Below are 25,779 nucleotides of genomic sequence, written 5' to 3' on the forward strand. Positions count from 1 at the left end.
AGACTGGTTGTCCAACGGAGTTCCTGCCGACAGTGATCTTGGTCGATTTCTGTTCTAGCAGGGACTCCGTTGGCTGTTTCACCAGGCTTGACAACCAGCCCCAAACACTAACTACGCGGCATTGGCGCTAACGCAGCAGCCCGGCCCGGAAGGTCGAGGGGGACTGGCCGGTCTCGCGCTGGAAGAACTTGCCGAAGTTGGTCGGCTCGCTGAAACCGAGCCTGCGGCTGATGTTGGCCACCGGCAGGTTGGTGTAGGCGAGCAGACGTTTGGCCTCCAGGGCCACCCTGGCGTCGATCAGCTGTTTGGCGGCCTGACCGGTGGCCGAGCGGCAGGCCCTGGTGAGGGTCTTGCTGGAGCAGCCGAGCCGGTCCGCGTAGTCCTCGACCTGGCGGGTCTGGGCGAAGAAGCGTTCGAGTTCGCGCTGGAACTGGGTGAAGGTGGGATTGTTCCCGTCGTTCCGCTCGGTCTCATTCGGCCGGGGCAGCTGGGCGATCCGCAGCAGCAGGGTGGCCAGCAGATGCCGGAGCAGTTCGGTCCAGGCGGTGTAGTCGCCGGTGTCGGTGCGCTGGTAGTCCGCGGCCAGCAGCTCCAGGTTCGCGGTGATCGCGGCCAGCTCCGCCCCGCTCAGCTGCCAGCGCACCGGACCGCCACGCCGGGTCAGCAGGTAGTCCGCGGCGCGCAGCCGGGGCGGGAAGGCGGGCGCGAAGAACACCAGCGCGGCCTGCAACCCGGTGTCCGCGGTGAACTGCTGCACCTGGCCCGGCCGCACCCACAGCAGCGTGCCCGGACGGCATTCGTGCGGCACGAAGTCCACCGTGTGCGTGCCGGAACCCGCGGTGACCAGGGCGATCAGGTGGAAGTCGATCCGCTGCGGGGCGTGCGGCGCGGCCTCGCCATCGGCGCCGGCGCGCAGTTCGGCGAGGGTGCCGCTGGCCATGCCGAGTCCGGGGAGCTGCGGGTTCTCCGCCGCGCTGGCTCCCCGTCCTGGCCGGTGCTGTCCGAAAACAACCCCCATACCCAGCTAGATTACCTTCCCCGGTAACGACTGTGACAGTCGCGACACCACGACCTGGGTCTGATTGACCATTTTTTCACCGGGTGGGACGGTGGCGGGATGCTGCGAGCACTGGAAACGGCGTGGGTGGTGCGGGAGGCCGTGCCGGGACCCGATGTGGACGAGTTCACCGATCCGCGCCAGATCCGGGCCGCGCTGTCGGCGCAGACCGCGGGCCGGGTCACCCTGCTCGCCGTGCAGCACCCGCACCGCACCCCCGACTCGCTGGCCCACCGCCGCGGCCTGAGTCAGCTGCTGCCGGACGCCCGCGCCAGCCTGCGTCGCCTGCAACGCGAGTCCTACCGCCGGGTCGCCGACGTGGTCGCGCCCTACCAGGTGGATGGCCCCGACGGCAGCACCCTTGGCCTGCTCTGCCTGGCCGATCCGGCCGCGGTGGACCCGGCGCACGGCCGTTCGGTGCGCCGCACCGAGGAGGTCTACCCGGACATCGTGGCCGAACGCGCCGCGGTGCTGGCCGAACTCGGCTGCCTCACCAGCTCCGCGCTGCTCGTCCCGGTCTCCGGCGGCGAAGAGCTGACCACGCTGCTGCGCGCCACGGTCGCCGGGCTCGGCGCGCCCGAGGTGTCCATTGTGGACGTACTCGGCAACCGGCATCGCCTGTGGCTGCTGGGTCCCGGCCCGCAGCGCGAGGAACTGCTGGCCCTGGCCGGGCGGCATCCGCTGCTGGTGGCCGACGGCAACCACCGGGTCGCCGCCGCCGAGACCGCCGGACTGGGCGGCCTGCTGGCCCTGATCACCGCCGGACCGCTGCTGCGGGTCGGCCCGATCCACCGGGTGCTCGCGGGCACCGGACTCAGCCTCGCCCAGGTCGCCCAGGCCTGGCGGGCGCACGGCCTCACCGTGACCGAGGCCGAGCCGAATGAACAACCGTGCCAGGGCAGTGTGCTGGCCAGGGCAGAAGGCTGCGCCGTGCGGGTCGAGTTGCCGCCGCCCTCGGCCGGGGAACCGTTGCCGCGCATCGACCACGGCGCGGTGGAGGAGACGCTGATCGCCGCCGCGCTCGGCCTGGACCCGGCAGGGCCGCGGGTGCTGGCCGTGCCCGGCGGACGCCGTCCCGCGCCGCGCGAGGCCGGGGACATCGAGCTGCTGATCGCGCCGGTGCCCCTCGACGACGTCCTCGCCGTGCACGCGGACGGCCGCCGGATGCCCCGCAAGAGCACCTACTTCACCCCCAAACCACGCAGCGGACTGCTGCTCGCGGAGCTGAACGGCTGAGCTGCCCAGACCCGACCGCGGCTGAGCCGCGCAGACTCGATGGAGGGACGGCGGGTGCTGGCGTGTCGTGATCGTGACCGGACGCGATATGCTACAGGCGGTAATTGCCTGGCTCTGGTGAGTATTGCCATGGTCGATACAGCCGGGCCTCTGGTGCAGGCTGCCAGGAGAGGTGGGATTGAGCGCCACGGGTCGCACCGAGCTGGCCCGGCAGTGGGCTACGGCGGTCGCCACGGCCGGCTATGTCCCGCTGTCCAGGGAACAACTCGAACAACAGCTGCTCGACCTGGTCGATGAACTCCTCGACCTGGTCCTCGCTGACCCGTTCGACGCCCGGCCCGCCGGCCGCGCGGGCGCCCAGCTCGTCGTTGGCAACATCACCAGCAGGCTGGCCTTACGCCGCAGCATCGAGATCCTCGGCGCGGCCTGCCGCCGCGAGCTGAGCGAGCACCGCGGCGCGCCGGATGAGCAGCGGGTCACCGCGCTGCTCGCCGAGTTCGCCGCCGGGTACAGCGAAGGGGTCCGGCAGTTGACCTTCAACCAGCAGGAGGAGCTGAAAAAGGCCCTGCTGCACGCCAAACGCGATGCCGAACGGGAACTGCGGGTCAGCGAGAGCCGGTTCCGCGAACTGTTCACCGCCTCCGCGATGGGCATCGCGATCAGCGATCTGGACGGCAACTTCATCGAGGTCAACCAGGCCTTCACCGAGATCCTCGGCTACACCGGCGGCGAACTGGGCTTCCTGACCGTGCCCGATCTGTTCGCGCCGGAGGAGACCGCCGATCTCGCGGTGCTCTACCGGCACCTGGTGGACGAGCCGGTGGACCGGTTCCGCTGCCGCACCCGGCTGGTCAGCAAGGAAGCGGACAGCGTGTTCGCCTACCTGGCCGTGTCCCTGCTGCACGACGCCGACGGTCAGCCCAACGGGCACGTCACTATGGTCGAGGACCTGACCAACCTGCACCTGCTGCAGGGCAGGTTCAGTCACCAGACCCTGCACGACCAGCTCACCGGCCTGCCCAACCGGCAGTACCTGCATTCCCGGTTGCAGAGCGTGCTCGGCCGGGTCGAGGACGGCCAGATCATCACCCTCTGCCACCTGGACCTGGACAGCTTCACCGTGATCAACGACGGGCTGGGCCACCACATCGGCGACGAGCTGCTCAGGACCACCGCGCAGCGGCTGCGGGCCGCGGTGGCCGGGCACAACGCCATGGTGGCCCGCTTCGGCAGCGACGAGTTCGCCATCCTGATCGAGGATTCGCCGACCCCGCCGGATGTGGCCGCGCTGGCCGGCCGGATCAGCGAGGAACTGGCCGAACCCACCTACCTGGACGGCTACGGGGTGGCGGTCTCGGCCAGCATCGGCATCGTGCAGCGCCCGGCCAAGGGCATGGTGGCCGCCGAGCTGCTGCGCGCGGCGGACCTGACCCTGCACCGGGTCAAGGCCAGCGGCAAGGCGCAGTGGGGCCTGTTCGACCCGGCCCGCGAGGCCCGCGACCGGGCCCGGTTCAAGCTGGCCGCCTCCATGCCGGGCGCGGTGGAGAACGGCGAGTTCAGCCTGCGCTACGAGCCGGTGCGCTGGCTGGCAGGCGGCGAACTGGTGGCCACCGAGGTGCTGGTGGAGTGGGCGCATCCGGAGCTGGGACCGCTGCCGCACGACCGCTGCGTGGAGCTGGCCGAGAGCACCGGGCTGATCCTGGCGCTGGGCCGCTGGGTGCTCAAACGGGCCTGCCGGGACGCCGCGGAATGGCGGCCGAGCGAGGGCGAGCCGCCGATCGTGCTGGCCACCCTGACCCCGCACCAGTCCCAGGACCCGGATCTGGTGGACACCGTGCGCAAGGCCCTCGCTGAGGCCGGACTGCCGCCGCAGCGACTGCGGTTGCGACTGCCGCTGCGCACGGTGGCCAGGGAGGACAGCGACGCCGCGGAGAACCTGCGGGTGCTCGCCGACATGGGCGTGGTGATCGGGCTGGACGAGTTCGGCCGCGATGTCACCGATTTCGTCCGGTTGCCCGACCTGCCCGTCTACGCCGCGCGGTTCGACCGGGCGCTGGTGGATCGCCTCGGCGAGGAACCCGATCCTGGCTCGCCGGTGGCCCGCGCGGTGGCCACGCTGACCGAACTGGCGCACCAGGTCGGGTTCAAGGTGATCGCCTCCGGGGTGGACAGCCGGGCCAAACTGGACTGGCTGACCGGGATCGGGGTGGACGCCGGTCAGGGCAGGCAGCTCGGACTGCCCCGCCCGGCGGAGGCGTTCAGCGGGGTCAGCGCGGGGGCTGCTCTGTGACCTGACGGGCGGTGACCGACCCGTCCGCGGCCCGCTCGCCGGTCACCGTGACCGCGTCGCCGGGGGCCAGATCGCTGACCTTGCCGGGCTGGGTGAGCTGCACGGTGGTGTCCGTGCCGAGCTTGACCTTGACCTCGGTTCCGTTGGCGCCCTTGAGATACAGCGTGTCGCCCTCGATCCGGTCCACCGTGCCGACCGCGCCGTTGCGCGCGCCGCCGGGAGCCGCGCCGCCGGGCGCCTGGGGTGCGCCGCTGGGCCTGAGGCCGCCCGCGCCGCGCTGACCGGGGGCGGCGTTGGCCGAGTCGGAGCCGAAAGCCGTTGCGGCCCACAGGCCACCGGCGAAGGCGACCGCGGTGAGCGCCGCCGCGGCCAGTCCGATGGTCAGTCTGGACGGGCCCTTGCCCGCCTCGGCGAGCTGCTCGCCCAGGTCCTTGTCGTCCACCGGGGTGGCCAGCACCTGTTCGGGATCTGGTGTGGTCATGGGGAAATCTCCTATTCGTGGCGCAGGGCTTCGATGGGGCGCAGCCGGGCGGCCCTGGCGGCCGGGTAGCTGCCGAAGAACAGTCCAATGAGGACGGACACGCCGAAGGCCAGGGCCACCGCGGAGGGCTGGACCACCGGCTGGATCCCGGCGATGGTGAACTGGGCGGCGAGCACGCCGATCAGCGCGCCCAGCCCGCCACCGACCATGCTCAGCACGGTGGCCTCGATGACGAACTGCCCGGAGATGGCCAGCCGGGGCGCGCCGGTGGCCTTGCGGATGCCGATCTCCCTGATCCGCTCGGTGACCGTGACCAGCATGATGTTGGTGATGCCGATCCCGCCCACCAGCAAGGACAACGCGGCCACCGCGGCCAGCAGCACGGTGAAGGTCTCGGTGGTCTGGGTGCGCGCGGTGAGCAGCTGCTGCTGATTGGCGATCCGGAAGTCCGAGACGGCCTCGCCGGTGATCCCGTGCCGCTGGTCGAGCACCGCGGTCACCTGCGCCTGCGCCGCGGACAGGGTGTCCGCCGAGGAGGCCTGGACCACGATCTGGTTGAGCGAACCCACCCCGGACAGCGCGTACTGGGTGGTGCTCAGCGGCGCGATCACCGTGTCGTCGGCGTTCTGCAACCCGGTGGCGCCTTTGGGTGCCAGCACGCCGACCACGGTGAACGGGATGTTGTTGAGCTGCAAGGACAAGCCGAGTGGATCCGCGCCGCCGAAGACCTCATGGGCCACGGTCTGGCCGATCACCACCACCTTGCGCGCCTCGGTGACATCGGCCTCGGTGAAGGCCGCGCCCGAACCGACCGGGGAGTTGGTGATCTCGAAGTAGCCGGGCCGGGTGCCGATGAGCTGGCCGACCTGCTGACTCACCCCGCGGTAGGTCGCGGTGGCCTGCGCGGTCACGATCGGCGCCACCGCGCCGACATCGGGCGCGATCAGCTTGTCCGCCAAGGCTTCCGCGTCCAACGTGGTGAGTGGGCGGGCGGTGCCGCGGGCGGGGGAGACGGTGAGCAGGTTGGTGCCCAGTCCGGCGATGCTGCGCTCCACCGCGGCCGAGGCCCCGTTGCCGACCGCGGTCAGCAGGATCACCGCGGCCACCCCGATGGTGATGCCCAGGGTGGTCAGCACCGAGCGCAACTTGTTGGCCAGCAGCCCGCGCACCGCGACCCGCAGGATCTCCCAGAGGCTCATCGACGGCTCCCGGTGTCGGCCACGATCCGCCCGTCCACCAGCCGGATCACCCGGTTCGCGTGCGCGGCCACCTCGTTCTCGTGGGTGATGATCACGATGGTGCGGCCGAGCGCGTTGAGCCGGTCCAGCACGCCGAGCAGTTCGGCGCTGCTCTGGCTGTCCAGGTTGCCGGTGGGTTCGTCGGCCAGCAGCAGGGCGGGCGCGTTGACCAGCGCCCTGGCCACCGCGACCCGTTGCTGCTGGCCGCCGGAGAGTTCGGTGGGCAGGTGATGCCCTCGGTCCTGCAGGCCGACCAGTTCCAGTGCGGCCAGCGCGCGCTCGCGGCGGTGTGCGCGGCCGAGTCCGGCGTAGATCATCGGAAGCTCCACATTGGACAGTGCGGAGATCCGGGGGACCAGGTGGAAGGACTGGAAGACGAAGCCGATCCGCCGGTTGCGCAGCAGGGCCAGCTGGGCCTCGGTGAACGCGCCGATGTCGATGCCGTCCAGGCGGTACCGCCCGGCGGTGGGGATGTCCAGGCAGCCCAGGATGTTCAGCATGGTCGACTTGCCGGAGCCGGAGGCGCCCATGATGGCCAGGTAGTCGCCACGGCGCACGGTCAGGTCGACCCCGCGCAACGCGGCCACGGCGGTCGCGCCCGCGCCGTAGGTCTTGGTGAGCCGGTTGATCTGGATCACCGGCGGACTGTCCACAGTGGTCACCGGACACCCGTCCCGGCACCCGCGCCGCCCGCACCGCCGCCGCCACCGGCACCCGCGCCGCCGCCACCCGGCACCACTCCGCCGCCCCGGCCGCCGCCGAAACCGCCCGTGCCGCCGCCCGGTTGCGTGCTGCCCTGGGCGGTCGGCACCACCACCTGCGTGCCCTCGGTGAGCCCGCCGGTGATCTCGGTCAGCGCCTCGCCCTTGATGCCGACCTGCACCGTCCGGGTCACCGGCTGCCCGTTCTCCAGGACCGTCACCCGGCTGGCCGCGCCGGAGCCCTGCACGGTGAAGGTGGGCACCGACAGCGCGTTCTCCGCCCGGGCCACCACGATCCGCACACTCGCCGACTGCCCCGGCTTCAACCCCTCCGGAGCCCCGTCCAGGACCAGGGTGGCCCCGTACTGCACCACGTTCCCGGTGCTCGACGGCGTCAAGTCGACCTGGGTCACCTTGGCCGCGAACTGCTGATCCGGCAACGCGTTCACCGTGATGTTGGCCAGCTGGCCGGGTTTCACCTTGGCCACGTCGATCTCGGCGATGGTCGCCCGCACCTGGAAGTCGCTCAAATCCGACAGCACCACGAACCCGGTGGCGCTACTGGTGTTCGCGGCGGTGCTGCTGCTCCCGGTGCCACTGGACCCGCTGCTCGTGCCGCCACCGGCCCCGCCGGTGCCCGCCTGTGCGCCGACCGTGCCGGAGATCGAGATGACCGTGCCGTCCGAGGGTGCGGTGAGGGTGGCCGCGGTCAGGTTGGCCCTCGCCTCGGCCACCGTGGTCTTCGCCTGGGTGAGCTGGCTGCGCCGCTGGGCGACCGTGGCCGGGTCGGGGCCGGTGGGATTGGTCGTGGTCTGGGCCGCGGTCAGGCTCTGCTGGGCGGCCTCCAGGCTCGCGTTCGCCTCGTCCACCTTGGCCTGCAACGGCACCGTGTCCAGCCGGGCCAGGGCCTGGCCCTTGGTCACCTTCGCGCCGACCTTGACCAGGATCTGCTTGACCGTGCCGGTGGCGCCGAAGTTGGCGCCCACCGTGTTCGCGCTCTGCACCGACCCGGCCGCGGTCACCGTGGCGGTCACCGTCGCCCGGCTCGCCGCCACGGTGCGGCTCTGCGCGGTGGTGGCCGCGGGGGCGGGGCGCAACGCGAAGTAGGCGGCCACCGCGGCCGCCACCAGTACCGCGCCCAGGGCTAGGTTCAACACCAGGGCACGCCGAGACCTCGTCATGGGCGGCATGCTCGAAGCCGGAGGTGGGAGCGCGCTGGGCGTTCCCTGGGAATTGCCTGGGAGAGGGGAACCCGTTGCTGAACACCCGGTCCGACTTCCTCGCCACCGCGCGAGTCGCCGCTCAGTTGTTGCGGCACCCGGCGCTGGCCGGGTCCTGGGACAAGCCGAGCGCGCTGCCGGAGTTCTCGGTGGCCGGACTGGCCGGTCACCTGGCCTTCCAGGTCACCGCGCTGCCCGCGATCCTGGCCGGGCCGATCCCGCCCGAACTGCCGATTTCGCTGGCGGAGCACTACAACCGGGTCGAGTGGGTGGACGCCGACCTGGACCACGAACTCAACGTGCGCATCCGGGACAGCGGCGAGGCGGCCGCCGCCAACGGTCCGGCCGCGCTGGCCGACTCGGTGGACGCGGCGATCGCCAGCCTGTCCGAGACGTTGCCGGACACCCCGGAGCGCACGGTGCGTATCCAGTTCTGGGGACCGTGGTCGCTGACCCTGGCAGACATGCTCCGCACCCGCATGATGGAGCTGACCGTGCACAGCGACGACCTGGCGGTCAGCCTCGGTGTGCCCACCCCGGACTTCCCGCCCGCCGCGGTGGAGGCGGTGGTGGACCTGCTCAGCCGCCTGGCCCTGCGCAGGCACGGCGCGCCCGCGGTGCTGCGCGCGCTCACCCGCGCCGAGCGCGCGCCCGCGAGTATCACCGCGTTCTGAGCAGCCGGTCGGGCAGTGGGGCGAGGGGGTAGCGCTGCCAGAAGAAGGCGTCCGCGGCGTGCTGGTCGGCGGCGAAGTTGATCGCCTCGACGATCTTGCCGCGCTGGATCCGGTAGGCCAGCACCCAGGTGATGTCCAGTCCCGGCGGGCTGGTGCTCCAGCCGCGGTGCAGGTCCACCACCCAGTCGCCGTCCGCGCCGAGGAAGAGCACCTCGGCGCGGAACCCGGCCCGGCCCAGCTCGGCGAAGAAGGCCAGCACCTCGCGGACGCCAACCTTGGTGCCCGCCAAGGGATGGTGGCCCGGGATGGTCCAGCGGATCTCCGGCGCGAAGAACTCGCGCAGCGCCTGCGGATCGCCCTTGGCGTAGGCGGCGTAGTAGCGGCGGATCAACGCCACGTGCGGATGGTCCCGGCCACCCGCCTGCGCCGTCCCGCCCAGCACCGCCGCCGCCACCAGTCCCGCGCCGCCTGCCCGCAACAGGTTGGCCCGGCTCACCATTCGCTCTGTCATGCCTCCAGGCAACCGCGCGGGCTTCACCGCGGTCCAATACCCGTGCCCATACCGTTCGGGCATGGCTGATGTGGACACCCGGCTGCTGCGTTACTTCGTCGCGGTCGCCGAGCACCTCAGCTTCACCGCCGCGGCCAAGGCGCTCTACCTCGCCCAACCCTCGCTGAGCCGCCAGATCCGGCAACTGGAGGCCCGCCTGGACGTCGCCCTGTTCCAGCGCGCCAGCACCGGGGTCCAGCTCACCGCCGCGGGCACGGCCCTGCTGACCGCCGCCCGCGCGCACCTCGCCGACTGGCAGCACACCCAGCGCCTGGTCCGCTCGGCCGCCGCCGCCGAACGCGGCGCGCTGCGGGTCGGCTTCGTCGCCACCGGCTGGGGCGCACTGGCCCGGCAGGCCAGAACCCTCCTGTCCCAACGACATCCCGGCGCGATCGAACCCAAACGCCTGGACTGGGGCGGCGAACCCCAGGCCCTGCGCGAGGGCGCGGTGGACATCGCCTTCCTCTGGCTGCCCGCCGACACCACCGGTCTGCACGTCGAGCCGGTCGGCACCGAAGCCCGCTGGGTCGCCCTGTCCCGCGGCCATCCGCTGGCGGACAAGGACTCCGTCACCATTCACGACCTGCGCGACGAACCGGTCATGTGGACCCGCCGCGCCCCGGCCGCCTGGGTCGACTGGTGGGCGGTCAACCCCCGCCCCGACGGATCCACACCCCGCTGGGGCCCGGAGAACGACAACGTCGAGGAAATGCTGGAAGGCGTGGCCACCGGGGCCGCGATCTGCATCAGCCCGGAATCAATGGCCCGCTTCTACACCCACCCCGAGCTGACCTGGCTCCCCATCACCGACATCGCCCCCCTGCGCATCGCCCTGGCCTGGCCCCAGGACCGCACCGACCCCCTCCTACACGCCTTCGCCCACGCCGTCCTGGCCAGCACGGCCTGATCCCCACCCCGCCCGCCGCCGAGTTGGCCCAACTCGTACGCCCACTTTGCCCAACCGGGCGTACCACTTGGGCCAACTCGGCGGCGGTGGGTGCTCAGTGGCCGAAGCTGGACATCAGCTGGCCGGTGCCTGGGGCGCGCCAGACCAGGACCACGCCGCGCCACAGCGCCGATCCGCCGGAGACCGCGGGGGCGACGGCCGGGTCCAGGTCGGTGGCCGCGCCGGTGAGCGTGGTCAGGGGCTTCCAGGCCGTGCCGGCCTTGGCCGTGTAGTGCAGCCGAGTGTCGGTGCCGCTGCCCTTCCACGCCACGAACGGCGCCAGGAAACCGCCGCTGGACTGGGCCGGGGTCGCGGCCGGGGTGTGCGAGCTGAGCCCGGTCCACGGATTCGGGAACGGCCCCCAGACGATCGGGTTCAGCCCCGCGGCGCTCATCCGCACCGAGCCCTGCGCGCCGAGGTAGCTCAGCAGCACCCGGTCGCTGAAGGCGTCGATGTCCGGCGGCGTCTCGCTGCTCACCCCGGGCACCGCCCGCGCGGGCAGCCAGTTCGGGCCGATCCTGGCCGCCACGTAGAGCTGGGTGTCCGCGCCCGAACCCCGCCAGGCCAGGTAGAACGGGTGCGTGCCGCCGGTGCTGGGCCCGCCGGAGGCGGCCAGGCCGAGGCCGGCGCCGGGCGGACCGATGGGTTGCGGCGGCGACCAGGTCTGGCCGTGGGTGGTGCTGCGGATGGCCTGGATCCTCGGCGGGGTCGCGGTGTCCCGCCACAGCACGGTGAGCACCCCGTTGTCGCAGGCCAGCGTGGGCACGTCCGGGGTGGTGATGGTCAGCGCCCTGGGCAGCCAGCGGCGCATCTGGTCCCAGGTGGCGAAGCCGAGCCGCCCACTCGGTTCCCGCCACAGCAGGTAGGTGCCGCTGCCGCAGCTGGCCACCGACGGCCGGTGACTGGCCACCGCGCCCACCGGCCCCGGCTGCTGCCAGGCCAGTGCGGCGGGCGCGGCCTGTGCCGCCGGACTGACCGTGGCCAGCAACGCCAGTAGCACCAACAGGATTCTCGCTCTACGCATGTCGGACTCCCTTGTGCGTGCCGGAATCCAGCACAGCAGGGCAGTCCGGGAAATCGTCATCCCGGTACCAAGGGGCATCGGTTCCCGCCCGCTCAGGCAGTCGTGTGGCGGATCACGGTGTGTGATGCCGCCTGTCTGGGTAACGGACAGGGAGACGTTGTCCCACAACGAAAGGAGCATCGTGCCCTGGTACCTGCTGCTCGGCGTGGGCGCACTGGCCGCGGTCGCCGCCGCGATCCTCGGGGTGTACCTGCTGCACCGGCTGATCAGCAGGCTCGGCAGGCGCGCCAGGGTACTGGCCAGCCTGGCCAGCCGCGCCTACCGGCCTGCCCAGGCGCTGGCCGTGCTGTTCGCGCTGCAGCTGTCCCTGCTGCTGGGCGCGCCCGGCGGCGGCTGGCGGGAACCCGTGCTGCACGGCCTGGGCCTGGCGCTGATCGGCGCGGGCGCCTGGCTGGTGATCGCGCTGGTGCTGGTCTTCGAGGACGCCAGCCTGGCCCGGATCCGGCTCGATCGGGCCGACAACCGGCAGGCCCGCCGGATGCACACCCAGATCACCCTGATCCGCCGGGTCGCGGTGGCGGTGATCGCGGTGCTCACCATCGGCGCGATGCTGATGACCTTCCCCGGCGCCCGCGCCGCGGGCACCAGCCTGCTCGCCTCCGCCGGTGTCATCGGCGCGATCTCCGCGCTGGCCGCGCAGTCCTTGCTGGGCAACGTCTTCGCCGGGGTGCAGATCGCCTTCAGCGACGCGATCCGGATCGAGGACGTCGTGGTGGTGGAGAAGGAATGGGGCCGGATCGAGGACATCACCCTGACCTACGTGGTGGTGCACCTGTGGGATGACCGGCGGCTCATCCTGCCCACCTCCTACTTCATGGCCAAACCCTTCGAGAACTGGACCCGCCGCGAATCCCGGCTGCTCGGCACGGTCGAGCTGGACGTGGACTGGTCGGTGCCGGTGGAGGCGCTGCGCGCCGAACTGCGCCGGGCCCTGGAGGCCAGCGAGCTGTGGGACGGCCGGGTGTGCGTGCTCCAGGTGACCCAGGCCGTCAACACCCTCATCCGGGTGCGCGCCCTGGTCAGCGCCGCGGACGCGGGCAGCCTGTGGGACCTGCGCTGCCTGGTCCGCGAGGATCTGGCGCGCTGGCTGCGCGAACAGCACGCCGAGGCGCTGCCCCGACTGCGGGTAGAGCAGGCCCGTACCGGCGGTGGCCGGGACGAGCCGGCGCCCGCGGACGACGCGGACGCCCGGCTCTTCGGCGACACCGCCGACGGCAGGGCACGCACTCAGGTCTTCAGCGGTCCCGCCGGGAACCCCGCCGAGAACTGAGCAGCACCTCTTCCCAGGCGTTGAGCACCGACAACACGGTCCCGGCCAGGGCCACCGCGAGCGCGAGCTGTACGAGACCCTCGGCCGGGAACCGGTTGATCACCAGCACCAGCGCCCACACCTGCACCGCGGTGAACAGCAGCGTGATCACCAGCCTGCTGGTCACGGTCGAGTTGTCCGGACGAACCTGTTCCTGCTGACTCATGACGCCGACCCCTTCCCCGGGTGAACTCTCCAGGGCACAGGTGTAAACCCGTTTCCGCAGGTTGATTGCGTCACCTGACACACAACTCCAGGGATGTCGCCCGGCTCACGCCGATTCGGCGCCCAGTGCCCGCAACCCGGCCAGGTCCAGCACCGTGATCCGCTGCCTGCCGGTGTCCACCAGTCGCCGGTCCCGCAGCTCACGCAGCACCCTGGCCAGGGACTCCCTGGAGACCGACATGGTGTCGGCCAGCTGCTGCTGACTGATCGACAACGCGATCTCCACCCCCGCGGCCACCGGGCGCCCGTACTGCTCGGCCAGGTCCAGCAGCAGCGCCACCGTGCGGTGCGCGACCGAACCGTCCACGTACTCGCTGCGCCGGCGGTCGGACTGGCGCAACCGGTCGGCCACCACCCGCAGCATCGCCCAGGCCACCCTCGGGTGCTCCTCGCACAGCCGGTCCAGCCGCGCCGCGGGCACTACTAGGACCTCGACCTGGTCCACCGCGGCCACGTTGGCCGAGCGGGTCCGCCCGTCGACCGCGGACAACTCCCCGACGATCTCGCCGGGTCCGCAGATCGCCAGCACGGCCTCCCGCCCGGCCACCGAGCCGGTGCTGACCCGGATACGCCCTTCCAGCACCACGAAGACATGCTGGGACGGCTCGCCCTGGCTCCAGATCACCGCACCGGGTGAGAACCGCCGCCGGGTACCGGCCGAACGCATCGCGGCACGCTCGGCTGGCTCGAGGAGCCCCCAGAAAGTGCCGATCGAAGGCCGCCTTCCGCACTGCCCGACGGTTGTTCGGTTCCCAGACTCCCCCACGGGGGTTTCTCCTTCCGTGACCGCGATCACGCTCATCACGGATCGGTTGCGATCCGCTGAGAACAGTCCGACACGAGTGTCGATATTGCCGCTTTTTCCGCACGAACTGCGGGTTGAGGTGCATCATCCGGAGAATGAGCACGGGGGCAAGAAGCCGACTGGCCGATCTGGCGGAGCGCTACTGGACCAGAGGGGCTCCGGGACGGGAGACCCCGCCGGAGCTGCTGACCGGTCTGTTCCGGCTGTGGCTCCTCGCGCTGTTCCTCAAGGTTCTCGGCGCGTCCTGGGATGTGTCCTGGCACTTCAAGTGGCTGCGCGACGACCTCGCGCCGCCGCACCTGATCAACATCACCGGCAACGCGATCGTGGTCGCCCTGGTGCTCTTCCACGGCTACACCGGCTACGGCACCGACCGGCTCGGCCTGCGGCTGATGCAGTGGGGCGCGGGCATCTTCTTCACCGCGGTGCCGCTGGACCTGATCAACCACCGGGTCAACGGCCTGGACATCACCTCCTGGAGCGTCTCGCACGCGCTGCTCTACCTGGGCACCGTGGTGATGATCTCCGGCGCGATCCGGGCCTGGTGGGTCAACGCCCCGGAGAACCGGGCCCGCCCGGTGGTGCTGGGCCTGCTGTGGCTGTTCTTCCTGGAGAACGTGTGGTTCCCCAACCAGCACCAGGAGTACGGGGTGCTCTCGGTGGCGGCCTGGGACCGCGGCGCGCCCTACGCCGAGCCGATCCTGTTGCAGTTCGCCGCCGACCAGATCGGCAAGCCGAGCGTGGACCGGGACTCCCTGGTCGCCTTCTCACTGCCGGTGCCGGACTGGGTGTACCCGGTGTGGGCCTGCACCGCGGCGCTGCTGGTGCTGGCCATGGCCAGGGCGATGGTCGGCCGCCGGTGGACCGCGACGCTGATCGCGGCCGGGTACGTGGGTTTCCGCGCGGTGCTGTGGCCGCTGCTGGCCGGGATCGACTTCCCGCCCTCGGCGGTGCCGTTCTTCTTCGTGCTGGCCGCGCTCGGCGTGGACCTGGCCTTCCTGCTGCCGGTGCCGGAGTGGGCGCGGGCCCCGATCGGTTCGGTGCTGGCCATCGGCCTGGGCTACGGCGCGGTCGCGTTGCAGGGCTTCGTGCTGGTCGCGCCGCCGGTGGACTACGGCTCGGCGGTGCCTGCCGCGATCCTGCTCGCCGCGAGCTGGTCGGCGGTGGTGTGGCTGCACCAGCGGCGCGGCTGGCACGTGCTGCCCGGCGCGCAACCCCTGGTCAGCTGATCACCGGGGCCCTGGTGAGCACGACCGCGATCCCGTAGGCCAGGCCCATCACGCTGACCTCCAGGGTCGCCCAGCCGAACAGCGCGGTGCGCTCCCGGCGGGCGATCCGGGGCAGCAGCCGGAACCTGATGTGCGCGCCGAGTCCGGCCAGCACCACCAGGAACACCGTCTTGGCCACGATGAGCTGCCCGTAGACGCTGGTGACCAGCGCGCCGGGCAGGCCGCCGCCGGGGGTGAGCTGGAGTTCGACCAGGCCGTTGAACAGCCCGGTCGCGCCGACCAGGAACAACGCCACGGTGGCCAGCTTGGAGAACTTCGGCAGTGCCCGCGCGAGGAGTTCGCCGTGGCCGAGCAGCAGGGTGGCGATCACCGCGAGCCCGCCGGTCCAGATCGCCGCGCCCATCACGTGCAGCTCCATCGAGACCATGCTGACGTCGTGCCACTTCCAGTTGGAGGCGTGCCCGGTCAGCGGCAGCAGCAGGATGCCGAAGACCGCGACGAAGATCCGCAACTCGGCGGGCACCGCCTCGCCGTGCCGCACGGCGAGGCGCCCGATCAGCACGCAGGCCAGTGCGCACCCGGCGCTGACCAGCAGGCCCTTGCCCGCGCCGACCAGCATGACGTAGTCGTAGACCAGTCCGGGGGTGGGCGCGGCGCCGGGGGAGAGGTCGGTGGCCTGCAACACCACCGAGGCCAGCGCGCACACCAGCCACACCGTCGCGGTCCACACGGTGAACCGGCGGGCCACCGACAGCACGCCGTCGGTGTGCTCGGGGTCGTCGATGCCGACCAGTTTGGGCAGCAGGCTCAGCCCGACGGTGGCCACCGCGGCGATGTCCAGGAGCACCCGCACCACCGGCAATCCGAAGGTGACCAGCGCCCACGGTGTCGGCAGTCCGGGCACCTCCACCAGCGGCACCAGCGCCGTGCCTGCCAGCGCCGCCGCGATTCCGGCGACGATCAGGCACAGCGCCAGCACCGTACGGGCCAGTACGGGCGAGACCTCCGGCGCCTCGGCCCGCTCCCCATCCACACCCAGGCTCACACCGGGCATCCTGCCATCCGTTACCGGCGGGTACGCAGCCAGTGGACGACCGTGTCGACATAACGCCGGGACGAGGGCAGCAGCCGGGTCAGATAACTGGAGCCGTGGATGTGCCCAGGCAGGTCGAACCAGTCCACCGCGACCCCGGCCGCGCGCAGCCGCTCGACGTAGGCGGTGCCGCTGCCGCGCAGGGTGTCGTACTCGCAGGTGAGCACCAGGGTCGGCGGCAGTCCGGTGAGATCGGCGGCCAGTCCGGGCGAGGCGTAGTCGGCCAGCGCGTGCTCGCCGCCGCCGGTGTAGAGGTCGGCGGCCTGCCGCAGGTACCCAGTGGACAGTCCTGCCCCGGTGTCCGCCGCGGTGCGCAACGTGGTGTCCAGGAACGGGATCTCCAGCACCTGGGCCAGGGGCGACGGCGTGCCGCGATCCCGCGCCATCAGCGTGGCCGCGGCGGCCAGTCCCGCCCCCGCCGACACTCCGCCGACGGACACCCGAGCCGGGTCCGCGCCCAGTTCGGCGGCGTGTTCCCGGGTCCATTGGAAGGCGGCGTAGACGTCCTCGGCCGGGGTCGGGTACGGGTGTTCGGGCGCGAGTCGGTAGGCCACCGAGACGATCACGGATCCGGCGTGCGCGCAGTACCAGCGGCACAACGGGTCGGTGTCCTCGATCGAGCCCATCCAGAACGCCCCGCCGTGCGCGAACACGTGCGCAGGGAACGGCCCGGTCCCGTGCGGCAGGTAGATCCGCAGCAGGATCTCGCCGCCGGGCACCGGGATCCGCCGGGCGAGCAGCCGGGCGGGCCGCGGCGGCCGGGACATCAGCCGGTGGATCACCCGGTAGGAGCGCGCGTCCCAGGCCCGGTAGTCCTCCAGGGAGGTCATCTCCGGCATCCGCACCCGCTGTGCCAGCCATAGTCCCAGCCGGACCACAGGATGCAACGCCACCGGCCGATCCTAGGGCGTGTCCGCCGGTCAGCTCCCGCCGGTGATCTCGGCCAGCACGTCCGCGCTGTGCGCCACCGAGCGCATCAGCGGGCCGTGCGGCGCGGGCGAGGTGGCCAGGCACTCGCGCAGGCGGCCCACGGCGGCCCGGACGGCGCCCCCGGTGTCGGTGGGGTCGGCGCCCAGCGCGGTGACGGCCTCGGCCAGTGGCGGCAGTAGTTCCCGGTAGCCGGTCAGCCCGTCCTGGCCCTCGGGCAGGTCGCGCCGGGTGTCGGCCTGGTGCCGCAGCTCCTCGGCGACGCGGCCCAGCGCGTGCAGCGCGGCGGCCCGGCCACCGGCTTCGGCCCGGCTGGGATGACCGGGGTTCCAGCGCGCGCTTTCCGCGTCCCGGCGGTTGGTCCGCTGGGCGGCGCGGGCCTGCTCGCACAGCCGGTCCGCGCGCCGGGCCCAGTCCCACGCCCGCGTTTCCGGCTGCCCGGCCATGTCCCCGGCCAGTCCGGCCAGGTCCGTGGCCAGGTTCGCCAGCGCCCGGCGGGCACTGCGCAGGTGGGCGGGCGGCAGGACCAGCAGGTTGACCGCGGCCCCGATCAGCACGCCCAGCGCGCTTTCCCCCACCCGGGTGAGCAGGTATTGCTCCTCGGTGGCCATGCCGTAGGTGAGCATCAGCAACGCGGTCACCGCGACCCACTGCCCGTCGTCGCCGAAGATCCGCGACCGGCCCACGACCAGCCCGACGGGCACCACCACGCCGAGGGCGAGCAGCGGCCACGGGATCAGCTCGCCTGCCGCGAAGGCCAGCAGCACCCCGGCGAGCAGTGCGCCGAGTTGCTGGGCGCCGTTGGCGAAGGAACGGTAGATCGTCTCGTTGACCACGAAGAACGCCGCGTACGGGGCCAGGAACGGGTGCGGCACGCCCAGCAGCCAGGCCGCGACGAACCAGGCGAGCACGGTGGCGAGGGCGGTCTTGGCGGACTGGATCCAGAACTGGCGTTCGCGCATCACTTACCCGGGTATCCCCGGGGCCGGGGTTCAAGCCGGGAGGCAGGGTGGAACTGGTGCTGACCGTGGCGGGCGGACTCGCCCTGCTGGCGGCGGTGTTGCCCAGGGTGCTGCACGGGCGGCCGCTGTCCGCCCCGCTGGTGCTGACCCTGCTGGGCGCCTCGGTGTTCCTGTTGCCCGAGGGGACGGTGCGGCTGGACCCGCGGCCGGAGCCCGCGCTGGTGCAACTGCTCACCGAGCTGGCGGTGATCGTCTCGGTGGCGGGCGCCGGGCTGAAGCTGAACCGCCCGATCGGGTGGCGCCGGTGGAGTTCGACCTGGCGGCTGCTCGGGATCACCCTGCCGCTGTCGGTGCTGGCGGTGACGTTGCTGGCGCTGGGGTTGCTGGAGCTGCCGGTGGCCGCGGCGCTGTTGCTCGGGGCGGCGCTGGCGCCCACCGATCCGGTGCTGGCCGCCGAGGTGCGGGTGCCGGGCCCGGACGAGGCGGAGCTGGGCAGTGACAACGAGGTGCGCACCACGCTGACCGCCGAGGCCGGTCTCAACGACGCGCTGGCCATGCCGTTCGTGCTGCTGGCGGTGACCATGGCGGCGCGGCCGGGTGACCTCGGCCCGCGGTGGGTGCTGACCGAGGTGGTGTGGTCGGGGCTGTGCGGGCTCGCGGTGGGCTGGCTGGCTGGCAAGGCGTTGCACCGGCTGTTCTTCCGGGCGCGGTCCCGTTCGTTGCGGCTGGCCGAGCACACCGACGGCTTCGTGCTGCTGGCGGTGGCGCTGCTGCCGTACGGGATCGCCGAACTGGCGGGCGGACTCGGCTTCCTCGCGGTGTTCACCTGCGCCTGCGTGGTGCGCGGCAACGCCGGATCGCACGACTACCACGAGGTGCTGCACGATTTCGGCGAGCAGCTGGAGATCCTGTTCGTGGCGGCGCTGCTGACCGCGCTGGGCGTGGCGGTGGGCAGCGGGCTGCTGACCGGGCTGCGGCCGGTGGAGGTGCTCTTCGCGGCGCTGGTCGTGCTGGTGGTGCGGCCGGTGCTGGCCGGCGCGGCGCTGCTCGGTGGCCCGGCGGGCAGGCCGGCCGCAGCGGTGATCGCCTGTTTCGGGATGCGCGGCATCGGCACCCTGTTCTACCTCGCCTACGCGCTGGGACACGCCGACTTCGGGCCCGCCGAGCCACTGTGGCGGGTGGTGACCTGCGCGATCCTGCTCTCGGTCGTGGTGCACGGGCTGACCGCGGGACCGGTGATGCGCCTGCTGGAACGGCGCGGCGCGCACCAGCCCCGCGGGTGACCCGGCGCGCTCAGGACTTCTGTTTCAGCCGGATGCCCTTGACCACCACCAGCACCAGCGCCAGGGTGATCACCGCCTCGGCCCAGAAGAAGGCGCAGTAGTCGATCATCGACCCGATCGGCGGCAGCCCGGGGGCGGCGTTGCGGAAGCCGACCAGCGCGAACAAGGTGGCCGCCATCCAGCCCAGCGCGGGCCAGACCAGCCCGAGCCCGCGCCGGACGATGTGCAACGCCCCGGCCAGCACCGACAACGCCAGCGCCCACATCACGATCACCTGGAACCAGGCCAGGATGAAGGTGCTGCGCGACCGCTTGATCAGCAGATCCGCTCGCGCCTCCCCGTCCGCGGCGTCCCCACCGGTGACCCTGGACAGGAAGAACGGGTCGTGGTCGGCGTAGCTCATCGTGGTGGCCACGTGCTCGCCACCGCTGGTGACCTCGAAGTACAGCTGGGTCCGGTAGCGGTCGAACGGGAAGTCCGAGACCACCCCGTCGTCCAGGGGCACCCGCAGTTCCTTGGCCGAGATCCGCTCACCCGCCCGGAACCGCAACGGCACCGCCGCCACCGACGAGCTGTCCACCACGAGATCCTTGGCCGAGGACCGGTCATCCCCACGGTCCCTGGCCGTCCCGTGTGGGGTGACCAGCACCTGCAGCACCAGTTCCCTGGCGGGCGCGTCCACCCGCTGCACGACGACCCCGAGATCGATCCGATCGGCCTGGCCGGTGTCCCCGACCTCGTAGAAGCCTTCGCGGGTGTCGCGTTCGTGGTAGTAGGCGAGGATGCCGACGGCGACCGCGAGCAGCACCCCGAGGGGCGCGAGGAAGTAGGTCCACTTGCGCCGTGTGGCGGTCGCGACGCTCACGGCGGCCAGGTTAGGGCACGGCGTCGCCGATGGCGGGCGGGCACGCCGACACTCCGTCCCACGACGGCGCGGCCGCGAGTCGGCTACCGTCGGACCGGGCGGGGAAAGGGGTTCGGCATGACGGTGCCCGAGGTGGACGCGATCGTCATCGGCTCCGGCCCGAACGGCCTGGTCGCGGCGAACCTGCTGGCCGACGCGGGCTGGGACGTGCTGGTCCTGGAGGCCGAGGACACCCCTGGCGGCTCGGTGCGCACCGCCGAGATCACCGCCCCCGGCTTCCACAACGACCTGTTCTCCTCCTGCTACCCCTTCGGCGTGGCCTCCCCGATCCTGGCCGGCCTGGACCTGGCCAGGCACGGCCTGCGCTGGCGGCACGCGCCACACCCGCTCGCCCACGTCCTGCCCGACCAGCGCGGCGTCCGCCTCGGCGCCACCGCCGCCGACACCGCCGCCTCGGTCAGCGCCTTCGCACCGGCCGACGGCGACGCCTGGCTGGCCGAGTACGAGCTGTGGCAACGGGTCCGGGACAGCCTCATCGACGCGATCCTGCGTCCGTTCCCGCCGGTCCGCCCGGCCCTCGCGCTGGGCCGGGCCCTGGGCGCGGCCGACGGCCTGCGGTTCGCCCGCCTCGGCCTGTCCTCGGTGCGCGGCTTCACCGGCGAGCGGTTCGCGGGCGAGGGCGCGCGGGTCCTGTTCGCGGGCAACGCGATGCACACCGATCTCAGTCCCGACGGCGCGGGCAGCGCGGTGTTCGGCTGGTTGCTGAGCATGCTGGCCCAGGAGGTCGGCTTCCCGGTCCCGGCCGGTGGCGCGGGCGCGCTGACCTCGGCCCTGGTGGCCAGGCTCGCCGAACGCGGCGGCGGAGTCCACTGTGCACGGAAGGTGGCCAGGGTGCTGACCGCCAGGGGGATCGCGGTCGGCGTGCAGGACGTGACCGGCGAACGCTTCCGCGCCCGCAAGGCGGTGCTCGCCGACGTGCACCCGATCCCGCTCTACCGCGACCTGGTCGGCGTGGACCGGCTACCCGCCCGGCTGGTGCGGGACCTGTCCCACTTCACCTTCGACGACGCCACCGTGAAGATCAACTGGGCGCTGTCCGGCCCGATCCCCTGGCTGACCCCGGAAGCCCACGGCGCCGCGGTGGTGCACCTGGGCGCGGACCTCAACGGCATCAGCCGCTTCGCCACCGATCTGGCCTGTGGCGCCGAACCCGTGCACCCGTTCGTCCTCCTGGGCCAGATGAGCACCGCCGACCCCAGCCGGTCTCCGGCGGGCACCGAAGCGGTCTGGGCCTACTTCCACGTGCCCCGCGGCCTGGACTGGACCCCGGATCGCCTGCACCGCTACACCGATCTGGCCGAATCCCTGCTGGAACGGCACGCCCCCGGCTTCCGCTCGATGATCCTGGGCCGCGCGGTGCAGTCCCCACCCGACCTCCAGGGCCGTAACCCCAGCCTGGTCGAGGGTGGTGTCAACGCGGGCACCGCGGCGCTGAGCCAGCAACTCCTGTTCCGGCCGCTGCCCGGCCTTGGCCGGGCGGACACCCCGATCGACCGCCTGTACCTGGCGGGCGCCGGCGCCCACCCCGGCGGCGCGGTGCACGGCGGTCCCGGCGCGAACGCGGCCCGCGCGGCCTTGGCCCGCAACGGAATCGCCGGTGACGTGTACGCCACGATGATCGGCGGCCTGCACCGGATGATCTATCGCTGAGCACCGCCGCGAGCCGGTGCCGCGCCCCGTCAGGGGGCGGCGCGGCCGATCGCGATATCGGCCAGGCGGGACAGTGATTCCCGGTTGCGGGGGCGCAGCACCACGGCCTGCAGCGCGGATGGCAACAGCCGCGCCGGTCCCGCGTCGGCCAGCTCGGACATCGCCACCACCGTCACGCCGTCGGCGGTCGGCGCCAGTTCGATGCGCACGGTCGCCTTGCCCACCGGCCACAACCTGGCCTCCAGCACCAGCAGCCGGGACGGCTCCAGCTCCTTGACCACTGTCACGTCCTCGACCTGGAGCGGCCAGGGCCCGATGCTGTGGTGGATGCGGGAGCCCACCGCGGGCCAGCCGGTGTCCACCTTGCGGATGTGCGAGGCGCCCACCACCCAGCCCGCGTAGGTCCATCCGTCCGCCAGTACCGCGAACACGGCGCCCGGCGCTGTCTCGATCCGCTGCTCGACCTCGATCATCCCGCCTCCGTCGTCGCCAGGGGGCTACCCGGTGCGCGCCGGAACATGCCGGAGCCCCGCCGGGCGGGGCGGGACTCCGGCAGGCTGGTGACTCAGAGGTCGATGTCGATCCGGATGCCCAGCAGGGTGCCGTGCACGCCCTCGGACAGGCTGATGTCCAGGTCGTTGTCGTTGAGGTCCAGCGTCAGCGGGCTCAGGTCGACGCTGGCGCCGACCGGGGACAGGCTCGCCGAGACCGAGGGGCCGCCGTCGTGGCTGTCCCGCTCGGCGGCCAGTGCGGTGCCCGCACCCGCTCCGAACAGTCCGGCGACGACGATTCCGGTGGCGGCGACCTGGGCGAGACGACGACGCATGAGCTTTCTCCTATCGACGTTTCCTGTACTGCTGCGGCGGAATCCGAACACGCCACCCGGACCACGGCAAGAGTTGATCATCCGATCCGGGCAACCCCCCGCCCAAGCGGGTGACCCCGCCCAGCGCACGCCCGACAGGGATGCCACAGTGTCCGCCCCAAGATCACCAACCCCGGAATTCCCCAGCCCCCGGCCAACTCCCGGCTGCCACACTCCGCACCATGACCACCCCGCCGCACACCCTCACCACCGGCCCCGCCGACGCCGCCCTGGAGCAGCGGCTGACCGAGGAACTGATCGCGTTCAACAACACCGCCACCGGCAACGCCGAACGAACCGAGTTCACCGTCCGCGTCACCGGCGACGAGGGCGACCTGGTCGCCGGCCTGGTCGCCTGGACCTGGGGCGCCCTGGCCGGAATCGACCTGGTGTGGGTACGCGCGGACAGCCGCGAGGCAGGCTGGGGCAGCCGCCTGGTACAGGCCGCCGAGGCCGAGGCGCGCCGCCGCGGCTGCGACCGGATCTCGGTGTCCTCCTTCACTTTTCAGGCGCCGGGGTTCTACCGGCGGCACGGGTTCGTGGAGACGGGGCGGACGTTGGGCATCCCCGGCGGGCACGAGGATGTGCACTTGTTCAAGCGACTCGCGGAGTAGGGCGGGCAGTTCCCGGTGGCGGACCACCGCGACAATCCAGCCGCCAGCCGCCAGCCGCCAGCCGCCAGCCGCCAGCCGCGGCCTGGCAGGCGCCGCCGCCCACCACCCGACCGCCGCCCACCACCCGACCGCCGCCACCCAGCCGCCTGCCAGCCGCCTGCCAGCCGCCTGCCACCCGACCGCCGCCACCGACCGCGGTCAGCCGCTGTGGCTGGCCGCCGCCCGCCCGCCGTCATCGCCCGCCAACCGGGTGCCCGCCCGGCCGACTTTCTTGGCCCTCCTGGCTGTCCGCAGGGGCGTCGAGGCGGTCGCCGTCTGCCCGTTGGGCCGCCGGGCAGGCTAGATCGGGTAGTTGCTGTGCTGGGGGCCCAGGGTGATCCAGCGGGTGGTGGTGAAGGCGTCCACACCCCAGCGGCCGCCGAACTTGCCGTAGCCGCTCTGGCCCACGCCGCCGAAGGGGGCCTGGGGTTCGTCGGCCACGGACTGGTCGCCGACGTGCGCGATGCCGGTGTGCAGCTGGCGGGCGATGGTCAGGCCGCGGCCCTGGTGGGTGGTCAGGATGCCGGTGCTCAGGCCGTAGTCGGTGCTGTTGGCCAGCTTGATGGCCTCCTCGTCGGTGTCGAAGGTGAGCACGGTGCAGACCGGGCCGAAGACCTCCTCGTGGTGGATGCGCATGTCGGGGGTGATGCCGGAGAGCACGGTGGCGGGATAGCTCGCGCCCTCGGCCGGGCCGCCGCTGGTGTGCAGGGTGGCGCCCGCGTCGACCGTTTCGGCGACCAGGGCGGCTACCCGGTTGGCCGAGCCTGCGCTGATCAGCGGGCCGAGGGTGGTGTTCGGGTCGGTGGGGGAGCCGCGGTGCAGGGTGGCGGCGCGGGTGGTGAGTTTGGCGGTGAACTCCTCGGCGACCTCGCGCTGCACCAGGACCCGGTCCGCGGACATGCAGATCTGGCCGGTGTTGGCGAAGGCGCCGAAGTTCACCGCGGCGGCGGCGTGGTCCAGGTCGGCGTCGTCGAGCACCAGCACCGAGTTCTTGCCGCCCAGCTCCAGGATCGCGGGCTTGAGGTGTTCGGCGGCGGCGATGCCGATGAGGCGGCCGACGCCGGTGGAGCCGGTGAAGTTGACCAGGCGGACCCTGGGGTCGGCGATCAGGGCGCGGGCGATCTCGGCGGCGTCCTGCCTGGCATTGCTGATCACGTTGAGCACACCGGGCGGCAGGCCGGCCTGGTGCAGCAGGTCGGCCAGGAAGTAGCCGGCGGCGATGGGAGCGTCCTCGGTCGGTTTGAGCACCACCGTGTTGCCGACCGCCAGCGGCACCGCGATCGACCGGATGCCCAGGATCACCGGGGCGTTCCACGGCGAGAACGCAGCCACCACCCCGGCCGGTTCGCGCACGGCCAGGGAGAGCTGACCGCCGAACTCCGTGGTCAGCACCTCGCCCACCGGCTGGGTGGCCGCGGCGGCGGCCTCGCGCAGGATCTGGCCGCCCAGGTCGACGTTGAACAGGCCCCAGCCTCGGGTGCCGCCGGTCTCCGCGGAGATCAGCTCGACCACCTCTTCAGCGCGCTGCTCCAGTAAGTCGGCGGCCTTGAGCAGGACCGCGCGCCGCTGGCTCGGCCGGGCCGCCGCCCAGGCCGGGAACGCCGCCTGGGCGGCCTCGGTGGCGAGGGTGACATCGGCCGGGCTCGCCGCGGCCACCTCGGCGAACACCTCGCCGGTCCAGGGGGAGTGGTCGGGGGTGGTGCGCTGGTTCGTGGCGGGGCGGTCGGCGCCGTTGATCAGGAGCTGGCGAGTGCGCACGGGATCTCCTCCGGTGAGGTTCAAGTTTGAACTAATGGGGTAGGGTGGGGGGTTGTGGACGAACCGCGTTGGCTGGACGGGTCGGAGCTGACCGCGTGGCAGGACTTCCTGACCGCGGGCGCCCTGCTGAACCGCCTGGTGGAGCAGCAGCTCAGGGAGAACGGGCTGTCGCATCCGCAGTACGAGGTGCTGGTGCGCCTGTCCGAGGCCGGTGGCGAGCTGCGGATGACCGAGCTGGCCGAGGCCGCGGTCACCTCCAAGAGCGGGCTGAGCTATCAGGTGGCGCAGCTGGAGAAGCTGGGTCTGGTGACCAGGCGGAGCTGCCCGACCGATGTGCGTGGCGTGATCGCCGAACTCACCTCGGCGGGCTGGGCCCGGCTGCGCGCCGCCGCGCCAGGGCATGCCGCGCTGGTGCGGGCGGCGTTCGTGGACGGTCTGGACCCCGAGCGGTTCCGCGGACTGGCCGCCGGTCTGGCGGCGCTGGCTGATCGGTTGCGTTCGCATGAATGAAGGATGGGCATAGGCCCTCCGGGTGTTCGCATAGCGAAGTTTTGTTCGTTCTGAGTGCGGTGCAGTCTGGCGGGGCGCAAGCTGAACCGTCAACAGCCATCGGCGAGA

Annotated in this window: 26 protein-coding genes; 10 read left to right on the forward strand and 16 right to left on the reverse strand. The window is 72.3% G+C overall.

The window, feature by feature from the left end; translation table 11 throughout:
- Window positions 1-127: 127 nt before the first annotated feature.
- Window positions 128-1,018: an AraC family transcriptional regulator gene (locus ACTOWY_RS13045; protein WP_441309865.1), complete on the reverse strand. Its 891-nt coding sequence runs from the start codon at window positions 1,016-1,018 to the stop codon at window positions 128-130.
- 99 nt (window positions 1,019-1,117) lie between these two features.
- Here ACTOWY_RS13045 and ACTOWY_RS13050 point away from each other — a divergent pair, with 99 nt between their 5' ends.
- Window positions 1,118-2,293 carry a DUF1015 family protein gene (locus ACTOWY_RS13050; RefSeq protein WP_441309866.1) on the forward strand — a complete coding sequence of 392 codons (1,176 nt, stop codon included), beginning with the start codon at window positions 1,118-1,120 and terminating at the stop codon, window positions 2,291-2,293.
- A 178-nt stretch (window positions 2,294-2,471) separates the two neighbouring features.
- The gene (locus tag ACTOWY_RS13055) at window positions 2,472-4,583 is read left to right on the forward strand and encodes a putative bifunctional diguanylate cyclase/phosphodiesterase (RefSeq protein WP_441309867.1); all 2,112 of its coding nucleotides are present in this window, start codon (window positions 2,472-2,474) and stop codon (window positions 4,581-4,583) included.
- Here the strand turns inward: ACTOWY_RS13055 and ACTOWY_RS13060 are convergent.
- The 4 genes from ACTOWY_RS13060 to ACTOWY_RS13075 are packed head-to-tail and all read right to left on the reverse strand — an operon-like array spanning window position 4,561 to window position 8,184.
- A complete protein-coding gene (locus tag ACTOWY_RS13060) occupies window positions 4,561-5,064 on the reverse strand; it encodes a DUF5666 domain-containing protein (protein WP_441309868.1) in 504 nt (167 codons plus the stop codon). The genes ACTOWY_RS13055 and ACTOWY_RS13060 overlap by 23 nt on opposite strands.
- An 11-nt stretch (window positions 5,065-5,075) precedes the next feature.
- Window positions 5,076-6,263 carry an ABC transporter permease gene (locus ACTOWY_RS13065; protein WP_441309869.1) on the reverse strand — a complete coding sequence of 396 codons (1,188 nt, stop codon included), beginning with the start codon at window positions 6,261-6,263 and terminating at the stop codon, window positions 5,076-5,078.
- A complete protein-coding gene (locus ACTOWY_RS13070; RefSeq protein ID WP_441309870.1) occupies window positions 6,260-6,964 on the reverse strand; it encodes an ABC transporter ATP-binding protein in 705 nt (234 codons plus the stop codon). The genes ACTOWY_RS13065 and ACTOWY_RS13070 overlap by 4 nt, the downstream gene beginning before the upstream one ends.
- A complete protein-coding gene (locus ACTOWY_RS13075) occupies window positions 6,961-8,184 on the reverse strand; it encodes an efflux RND transporter periplasmic adaptor subunit (RefSeq protein WP_441309871.1) in 1,224 nt (407 codons plus the stop codon). The genes ACTOWY_RS13070 and ACTOWY_RS13075 overlap by 4 nt, the downstream gene beginning before the upstream one ends.
- 74 nt (window positions 8,185-8,258) lie before the next feature.
- On the opposite strand from ACTOWY_RS13075, the gene ACTOWY_RS13080 reads away from it, so the two are divergent.
- Window positions 8,259-8,897: a maleylpyruvate isomerase N-terminal domain-containing protein gene (locus ACTOWY_RS13080; protein WP_441309872.1), complete on the forward strand. Its 639-nt coding sequence runs from the start codon at window positions 8,259-8,261 to the stop codon at window positions 8,895-8,897.
- On the opposite strand, the gene ACTOWY_RS13085 is transcribed toward ACTOWY_RS13080, so the two are convergent.
- A complete protein-coding gene (locus ACTOWY_RS13085; protein ID WP_441309873.1) occupies window positions 8,884-9,408 on the reverse strand; it encodes a nuclear transport factor 2 family protein in 525 nt (174 codons plus the stop codon). The genes ACTOWY_RS13080 and ACTOWY_RS13085 overlap by 14 nt on opposite strands.
- 61 nt (window positions 9,409-9,469) lie before the next feature.
- On the opposite strand from ACTOWY_RS13085, the gene ACTOWY_RS13090 reads away from it, so the two are divergent.
- Window positions 9,470-10,354 carry a LysR family transcriptional regulator gene (locus ACTOWY_RS13090; protein WP_441309874.1) on the forward strand — a complete coding sequence of 295 codons (885 nt, stop codon included), beginning with the start codon at window positions 9,470-9,472 and terminating at the stop codon, window positions 10,352-10,354.
- A 94-nt stretch (window positions 10,355-10,448) separates the two neighbouring features.
- On the opposite strand, the gene ACTOWY_RS13095 is transcribed toward ACTOWY_RS13090, so the two are convergent.
- Window positions 10,449-11,417 carry a hypothetical protein gene (locus ACTOWY_RS13095; RefSeq protein WP_441309875.1) on the reverse strand — a complete coding sequence of 323 codons (969 nt, stop codon included), beginning with the start codon at window positions 11,415-11,417 and terminating at the stop codon, window positions 10,449-10,451.
- 181 nt (window positions 11,418-11,598) lie between these two features.
- On the opposite strand from ACTOWY_RS13095, the gene ACTOWY_RS13100 reads away from it, so the two are divergent.
- A complete protein-coding gene (locus ACTOWY_RS13100; RefSeq protein WP_441309876.1) occupies window positions 11,599-12,747 on the forward strand; it encodes a mechanosensitive ion channel family protein in 1,149 nt (382 codons plus the stop codon).
- On the opposite strand, the gene ACTOWY_RS13105 is transcribed toward ACTOWY_RS13100, so the two are convergent.
- Both ACTOWY_RS13105 and ACTOWY_RS13110 read right to left on the reverse strand, forming a co-directional pair.
- Window positions 12,713-12,952, reverse strand: coding sequence for a hypothetical protein (locus ACTOWY_RS13105; protein WP_441309877.1), 240 nt, complete (start codon window positions 12,950-12,952; stop codon window positions 12,713-12,715). The two genes, ACTOWY_RS13100 and ACTOWY_RS13105, sit on opposite strands and share 35 nt — an antisense overlap.
- A gap of 105 nt (window positions 12,953-13,057) precedes the next feature.
- Window positions 13,058-13,678, reverse strand: coding sequence for a Crp/Fnr family transcriptional regulator (locus ACTOWY_RS13110; RefSeq protein WP_441309878.1), 621 nt, complete (start codon window positions 13,676-13,678; stop codon window positions 13,058-13,060).
- 233 nt (window positions 13,679-13,911) lie between these two features.
- Between ACTOWY_RS13110 and ACTOWY_RS13115 the strand changes: the two genes are divergently transcribed.
- On the forward strand, window positions 13,912-15,045 hold the full coding sequence (locus ACTOWY_RS13115) for a hypothetical protein (RefSeq protein WP_441309879.1): 1,134 nt from the start codon (window positions 13,912-13,914) through the stop codon (window positions 15,043-15,045).
- Here the strand turns inward: ACTOWY_RS13115 and ACTOWY_RS13120 are convergent.
- Genes ACTOWY_RS13120 through ACTOWY_RS13130 form a run of 3 tightly spaced genes read right to left on the reverse strand, consistent with a single transcriptional unit; the run spans window position 15,038 to window position 18,027 of the window.
- Window positions 15,038-16,090, reverse strand: coding sequence for a copper resistance D family protein (locus tag ACTOWY_RS13120; RefSeq protein ID WP_441309880.1), 1,053 nt, complete (start codon window positions 16,088-16,090; stop codon window positions 15,038-15,040). The two genes, ACTOWY_RS13115 and ACTOWY_RS13120, sit on opposite strands and share 8 nt — an antisense overlap.
- A 20-nt stretch (window positions 16,091-16,110) precedes the next feature.
- On the reverse strand, window positions 16,111-17,031 hold the full coding sequence (locus ACTOWY_RS13125; protein ID WP_441309881.1) for an alpha/beta hydrolase: 921 nt from the start codon (window positions 17,029-17,031) through the stop codon (window positions 16,111-16,113).
- Window positions 17,032-17,058: 27 nt separating this feature from the next.
- A complete protein-coding gene (locus tag ACTOWY_RS13130; RefSeq protein WP_441309882.1) occupies window positions 17,059-18,027 on the reverse strand; it encodes an FUSC family protein in 969 nt (322 codons plus the stop codon).
- Window positions 18,028-18,074: 47 nt separating this feature from the next.
- Between ACTOWY_RS13130 and ACTOWY_RS13135 the strand changes: the two genes are divergently transcribed.
- On the forward strand, window positions 18,075-19,310 hold the full coding sequence (locus tag ACTOWY_RS13135; RefSeq protein ID WP_441309883.1) for a cation:proton antiporter: 1,236 nt from the start codon (window positions 18,075-18,077) through the stop codon (window positions 19,308-19,310).
- 10 nt (window positions 19,311-19,320) lie between these two features.
- Here the strand turns inward: ACTOWY_RS13135 and ACTOWY_RS13140 are convergent, their stop codons facing one another.
- On the reverse strand, window positions 19,321-20,175 hold the full coding sequence (locus ACTOWY_RS13140) for a DUF4436 family protein (RefSeq protein ID WP_441309884.1): 855 nt from the start codon (window positions 20,173-20,175) through the stop codon (window positions 19,321-19,323).
- Window positions 20,176-20,292: 117 nt separating this feature from the next.
- Here ACTOWY_RS13140 and ACTOWY_RS13145 point away from each other — a divergent pair, with 117 nt between their 5' ends.
- Window positions 20,293-21,885, forward strand: a complete 1,593-nt coding sequence (locus ACTOWY_RS13145; protein WP_441309885.1) for a phytoene desaturase family protein — start codon at window positions 20,293-20,295, stop codon at window positions 21,883-21,885.
- Window positions 21,886-21,914: 29 nt separating this feature from the next.
- On the opposite strand, the gene ACTOWY_RS13150 is transcribed toward ACTOWY_RS13145, so the two are convergent.
- Entirely contained in the window at window positions 21,915-22,358 is a 444-nt protein-coding gene (locus tag ACTOWY_RS13150; protein WP_441309886.1) for an SRPBCC family protein, read from the reverse strand.
- Window positions 22,359-22,450: 92 nt separating this feature from the next.
- Window positions 22,451-22,711: a hypothetical protein gene (locus ACTOWY_RS13155; protein ID WP_441309887.1), complete on the reverse strand. Its 261-nt coding sequence runs from the start codon at window positions 22,709-22,711 to the stop codon at window positions 22,451-22,453.
- A 221-nt stretch (window positions 22,712-22,932) separates the two neighbouring features.
- Between ACTOWY_RS13155 and ACTOWY_RS13160 the strand changes: the two genes are divergently transcribed.
- Window positions 22,933-23,364: a GNAT family N-acetyltransferase gene (locus ACTOWY_RS13160; protein ID WP_441309888.1), complete on the forward strand. Its 432-nt coding sequence runs from the start codon at window positions 22,933-22,935 to the stop codon at window positions 23,362-23,364.
- A gap of 339 nt (window positions 23,365-23,703) precedes the next feature.
- Here ACTOWY_RS13160 and ACTOWY_RS13165 read toward each other — a convergent pair whose 3' ends face one another.
- Window positions 23,704-25,161 (reverse strand): aldehyde dehydrogenase family protein, encoded by a 1,458-nt coding sequence (locus tag ACTOWY_RS13165; RefSeq protein ID WP_441309889.1) that lies wholly within the window; start codon window positions 25,159-25,161, stop codon window positions 23,704-23,706.
- Between the two features lie 54 nt (window positions 25,162-25,215).
- On the opposite strand from ACTOWY_RS13165, the gene ACTOWY_RS13170 reads away from it, so the two are divergent.
- Entirely contained in the window at window positions 25,216-25,671 is a 456-nt protein-coding gene (locus ACTOWY_RS13170) for a MarR family winged helix-turn-helix transcriptional regulator (RefSeq protein WP_441309890.1), read from the forward strand.
- The last annotated feature ends 108 nt before the right edge of the window (window positions 25,672-25,779 follow it).

The organism is Crossiella sp. CA198 (assembly GCF_052078295.1).
GTDB lineage: Bacteria > Actinomycetota > Actinomycetes > Mycobacteriales > Pseudonocardiaceae > Crossiella.

Excerpts from the sequence above, each read along its gene's own strand:
- ACTOWY_RS13075 (WP_441309871.1), bottom strand. The coding sequence starts at position 8,184 with ATGACGAGGTCTCGGCGTGCCCTGGTGTTGAACCTAGCCCTGGGCGCG.
- ACTOWY_RS13115 (WP_441309879.1), top strand. The coding sequence starts at position 13,912 with ATGAGCACGGGGGCAAGAAGCCGACTGGCCGATCTGGCGGAGCGCTAC.
- ACTOWY_RS13050 (WP_441309866.1), top strand. The coding sequence starts at position 1,118 with ATGCTGCGAGCACTGGAAACGGCGTGGGTGGTGCGGGAGGCCGTGCCG.
- ACTOWY_RS13145 (WP_441309885.1), top strand. The coding sequence starts at position 20,293 with ATGACGGTGCCCGAGGTGGACGCGATCGTCATCGGCTCCGGCCCGAAC.
- ACTOWY_RS13095 (WP_441309875.1), bottom strand. The coding sequence starts at position 11,417 with ATGCGTAGAGCGAGAATCCTGTTGGTGCTACTGGCGTTGCTGGCCACG.
- ACTOWY_RS13090 (WP_441309874.1), top strand. The coding sequence starts at position 9,470 with ATGGCTGATGTGGACACCCGGCTGCTGCGTTACTTCGTCGCGGTCGCC.
- ACTOWY_RS13160 (WP_441309888.1), top strand. The coding sequence starts at position 22,933 with ATGACCACCCCGCCGCACACCCTCACCACCGGCCCCGCCGACGCCGCC.
- ACTOWY_RS13110 (WP_441309878.1), bottom strand. The coding sequence starts at position 13,678 with ATGCGTTCGGCCGGTACCCGGCGGCGGTTCTCACCCGGTGCGGTGATC.
- ACTOWY_RS13150 (WP_441309886.1), bottom strand. The coding sequence starts at position 22,358 with ATGATCGAGGTCGAGCAGCGGATCGAGACAGCGCCGGGCGCCGTGTTC.
- ACTOWY_RS13065 (WP_441309869.1), bottom strand. The coding sequence starts at position 6,263 with ATGAGCCTCTGGGAGATCCTGCGGGTCGCGGTGCGCGGGCTGCTGGCC.
- ACTOWY_RS13060 (WP_441309868.1), bottom strand. The coding sequence starts at position 5,064 with ATGACCACACCAGATCCCGAACAGGTGCTGGCCACCCCGGTGGACGAC.
- ACTOWY_RS13045 (WP_441309865.1), bottom strand. The coding sequence starts at position 1,018 with ATGGGGGTTGTTTTCGGACAGCACCGGCCAGGACGGGGAGCCAGCGCG.
- ACTOWY_RS13085 (WP_441309873.1), bottom strand. The coding sequence starts at position 9,408 with ATGACAGAGCGAATGGTGAGCCGGGCCAACCTGTTGCGGGCAGGCGGC.
- ACTOWY_RS13155 (WP_441309887.1), bottom strand. The coding sequence starts at position 22,711 with ATGCGTCGTCGTCTCGCCCAGGTCGCCGCCACCGGAATCGTCGTCGCC.
- ACTOWY_RS13130 (WP_441309882.1), bottom strand. The coding sequence starts at position 18,027 with ATGCGCGAACGCCAGTTCTGGATCCAGTCCGCCAAGACCGCCCTCGCC.
- ACTOWY_RS13105 (WP_441309877.1), bottom strand. The coding sequence starts at position 12,952 with ATGAGTCAGCAGGAACAGGTTCGTCCGGACAACTCGACCGTGACCAGC.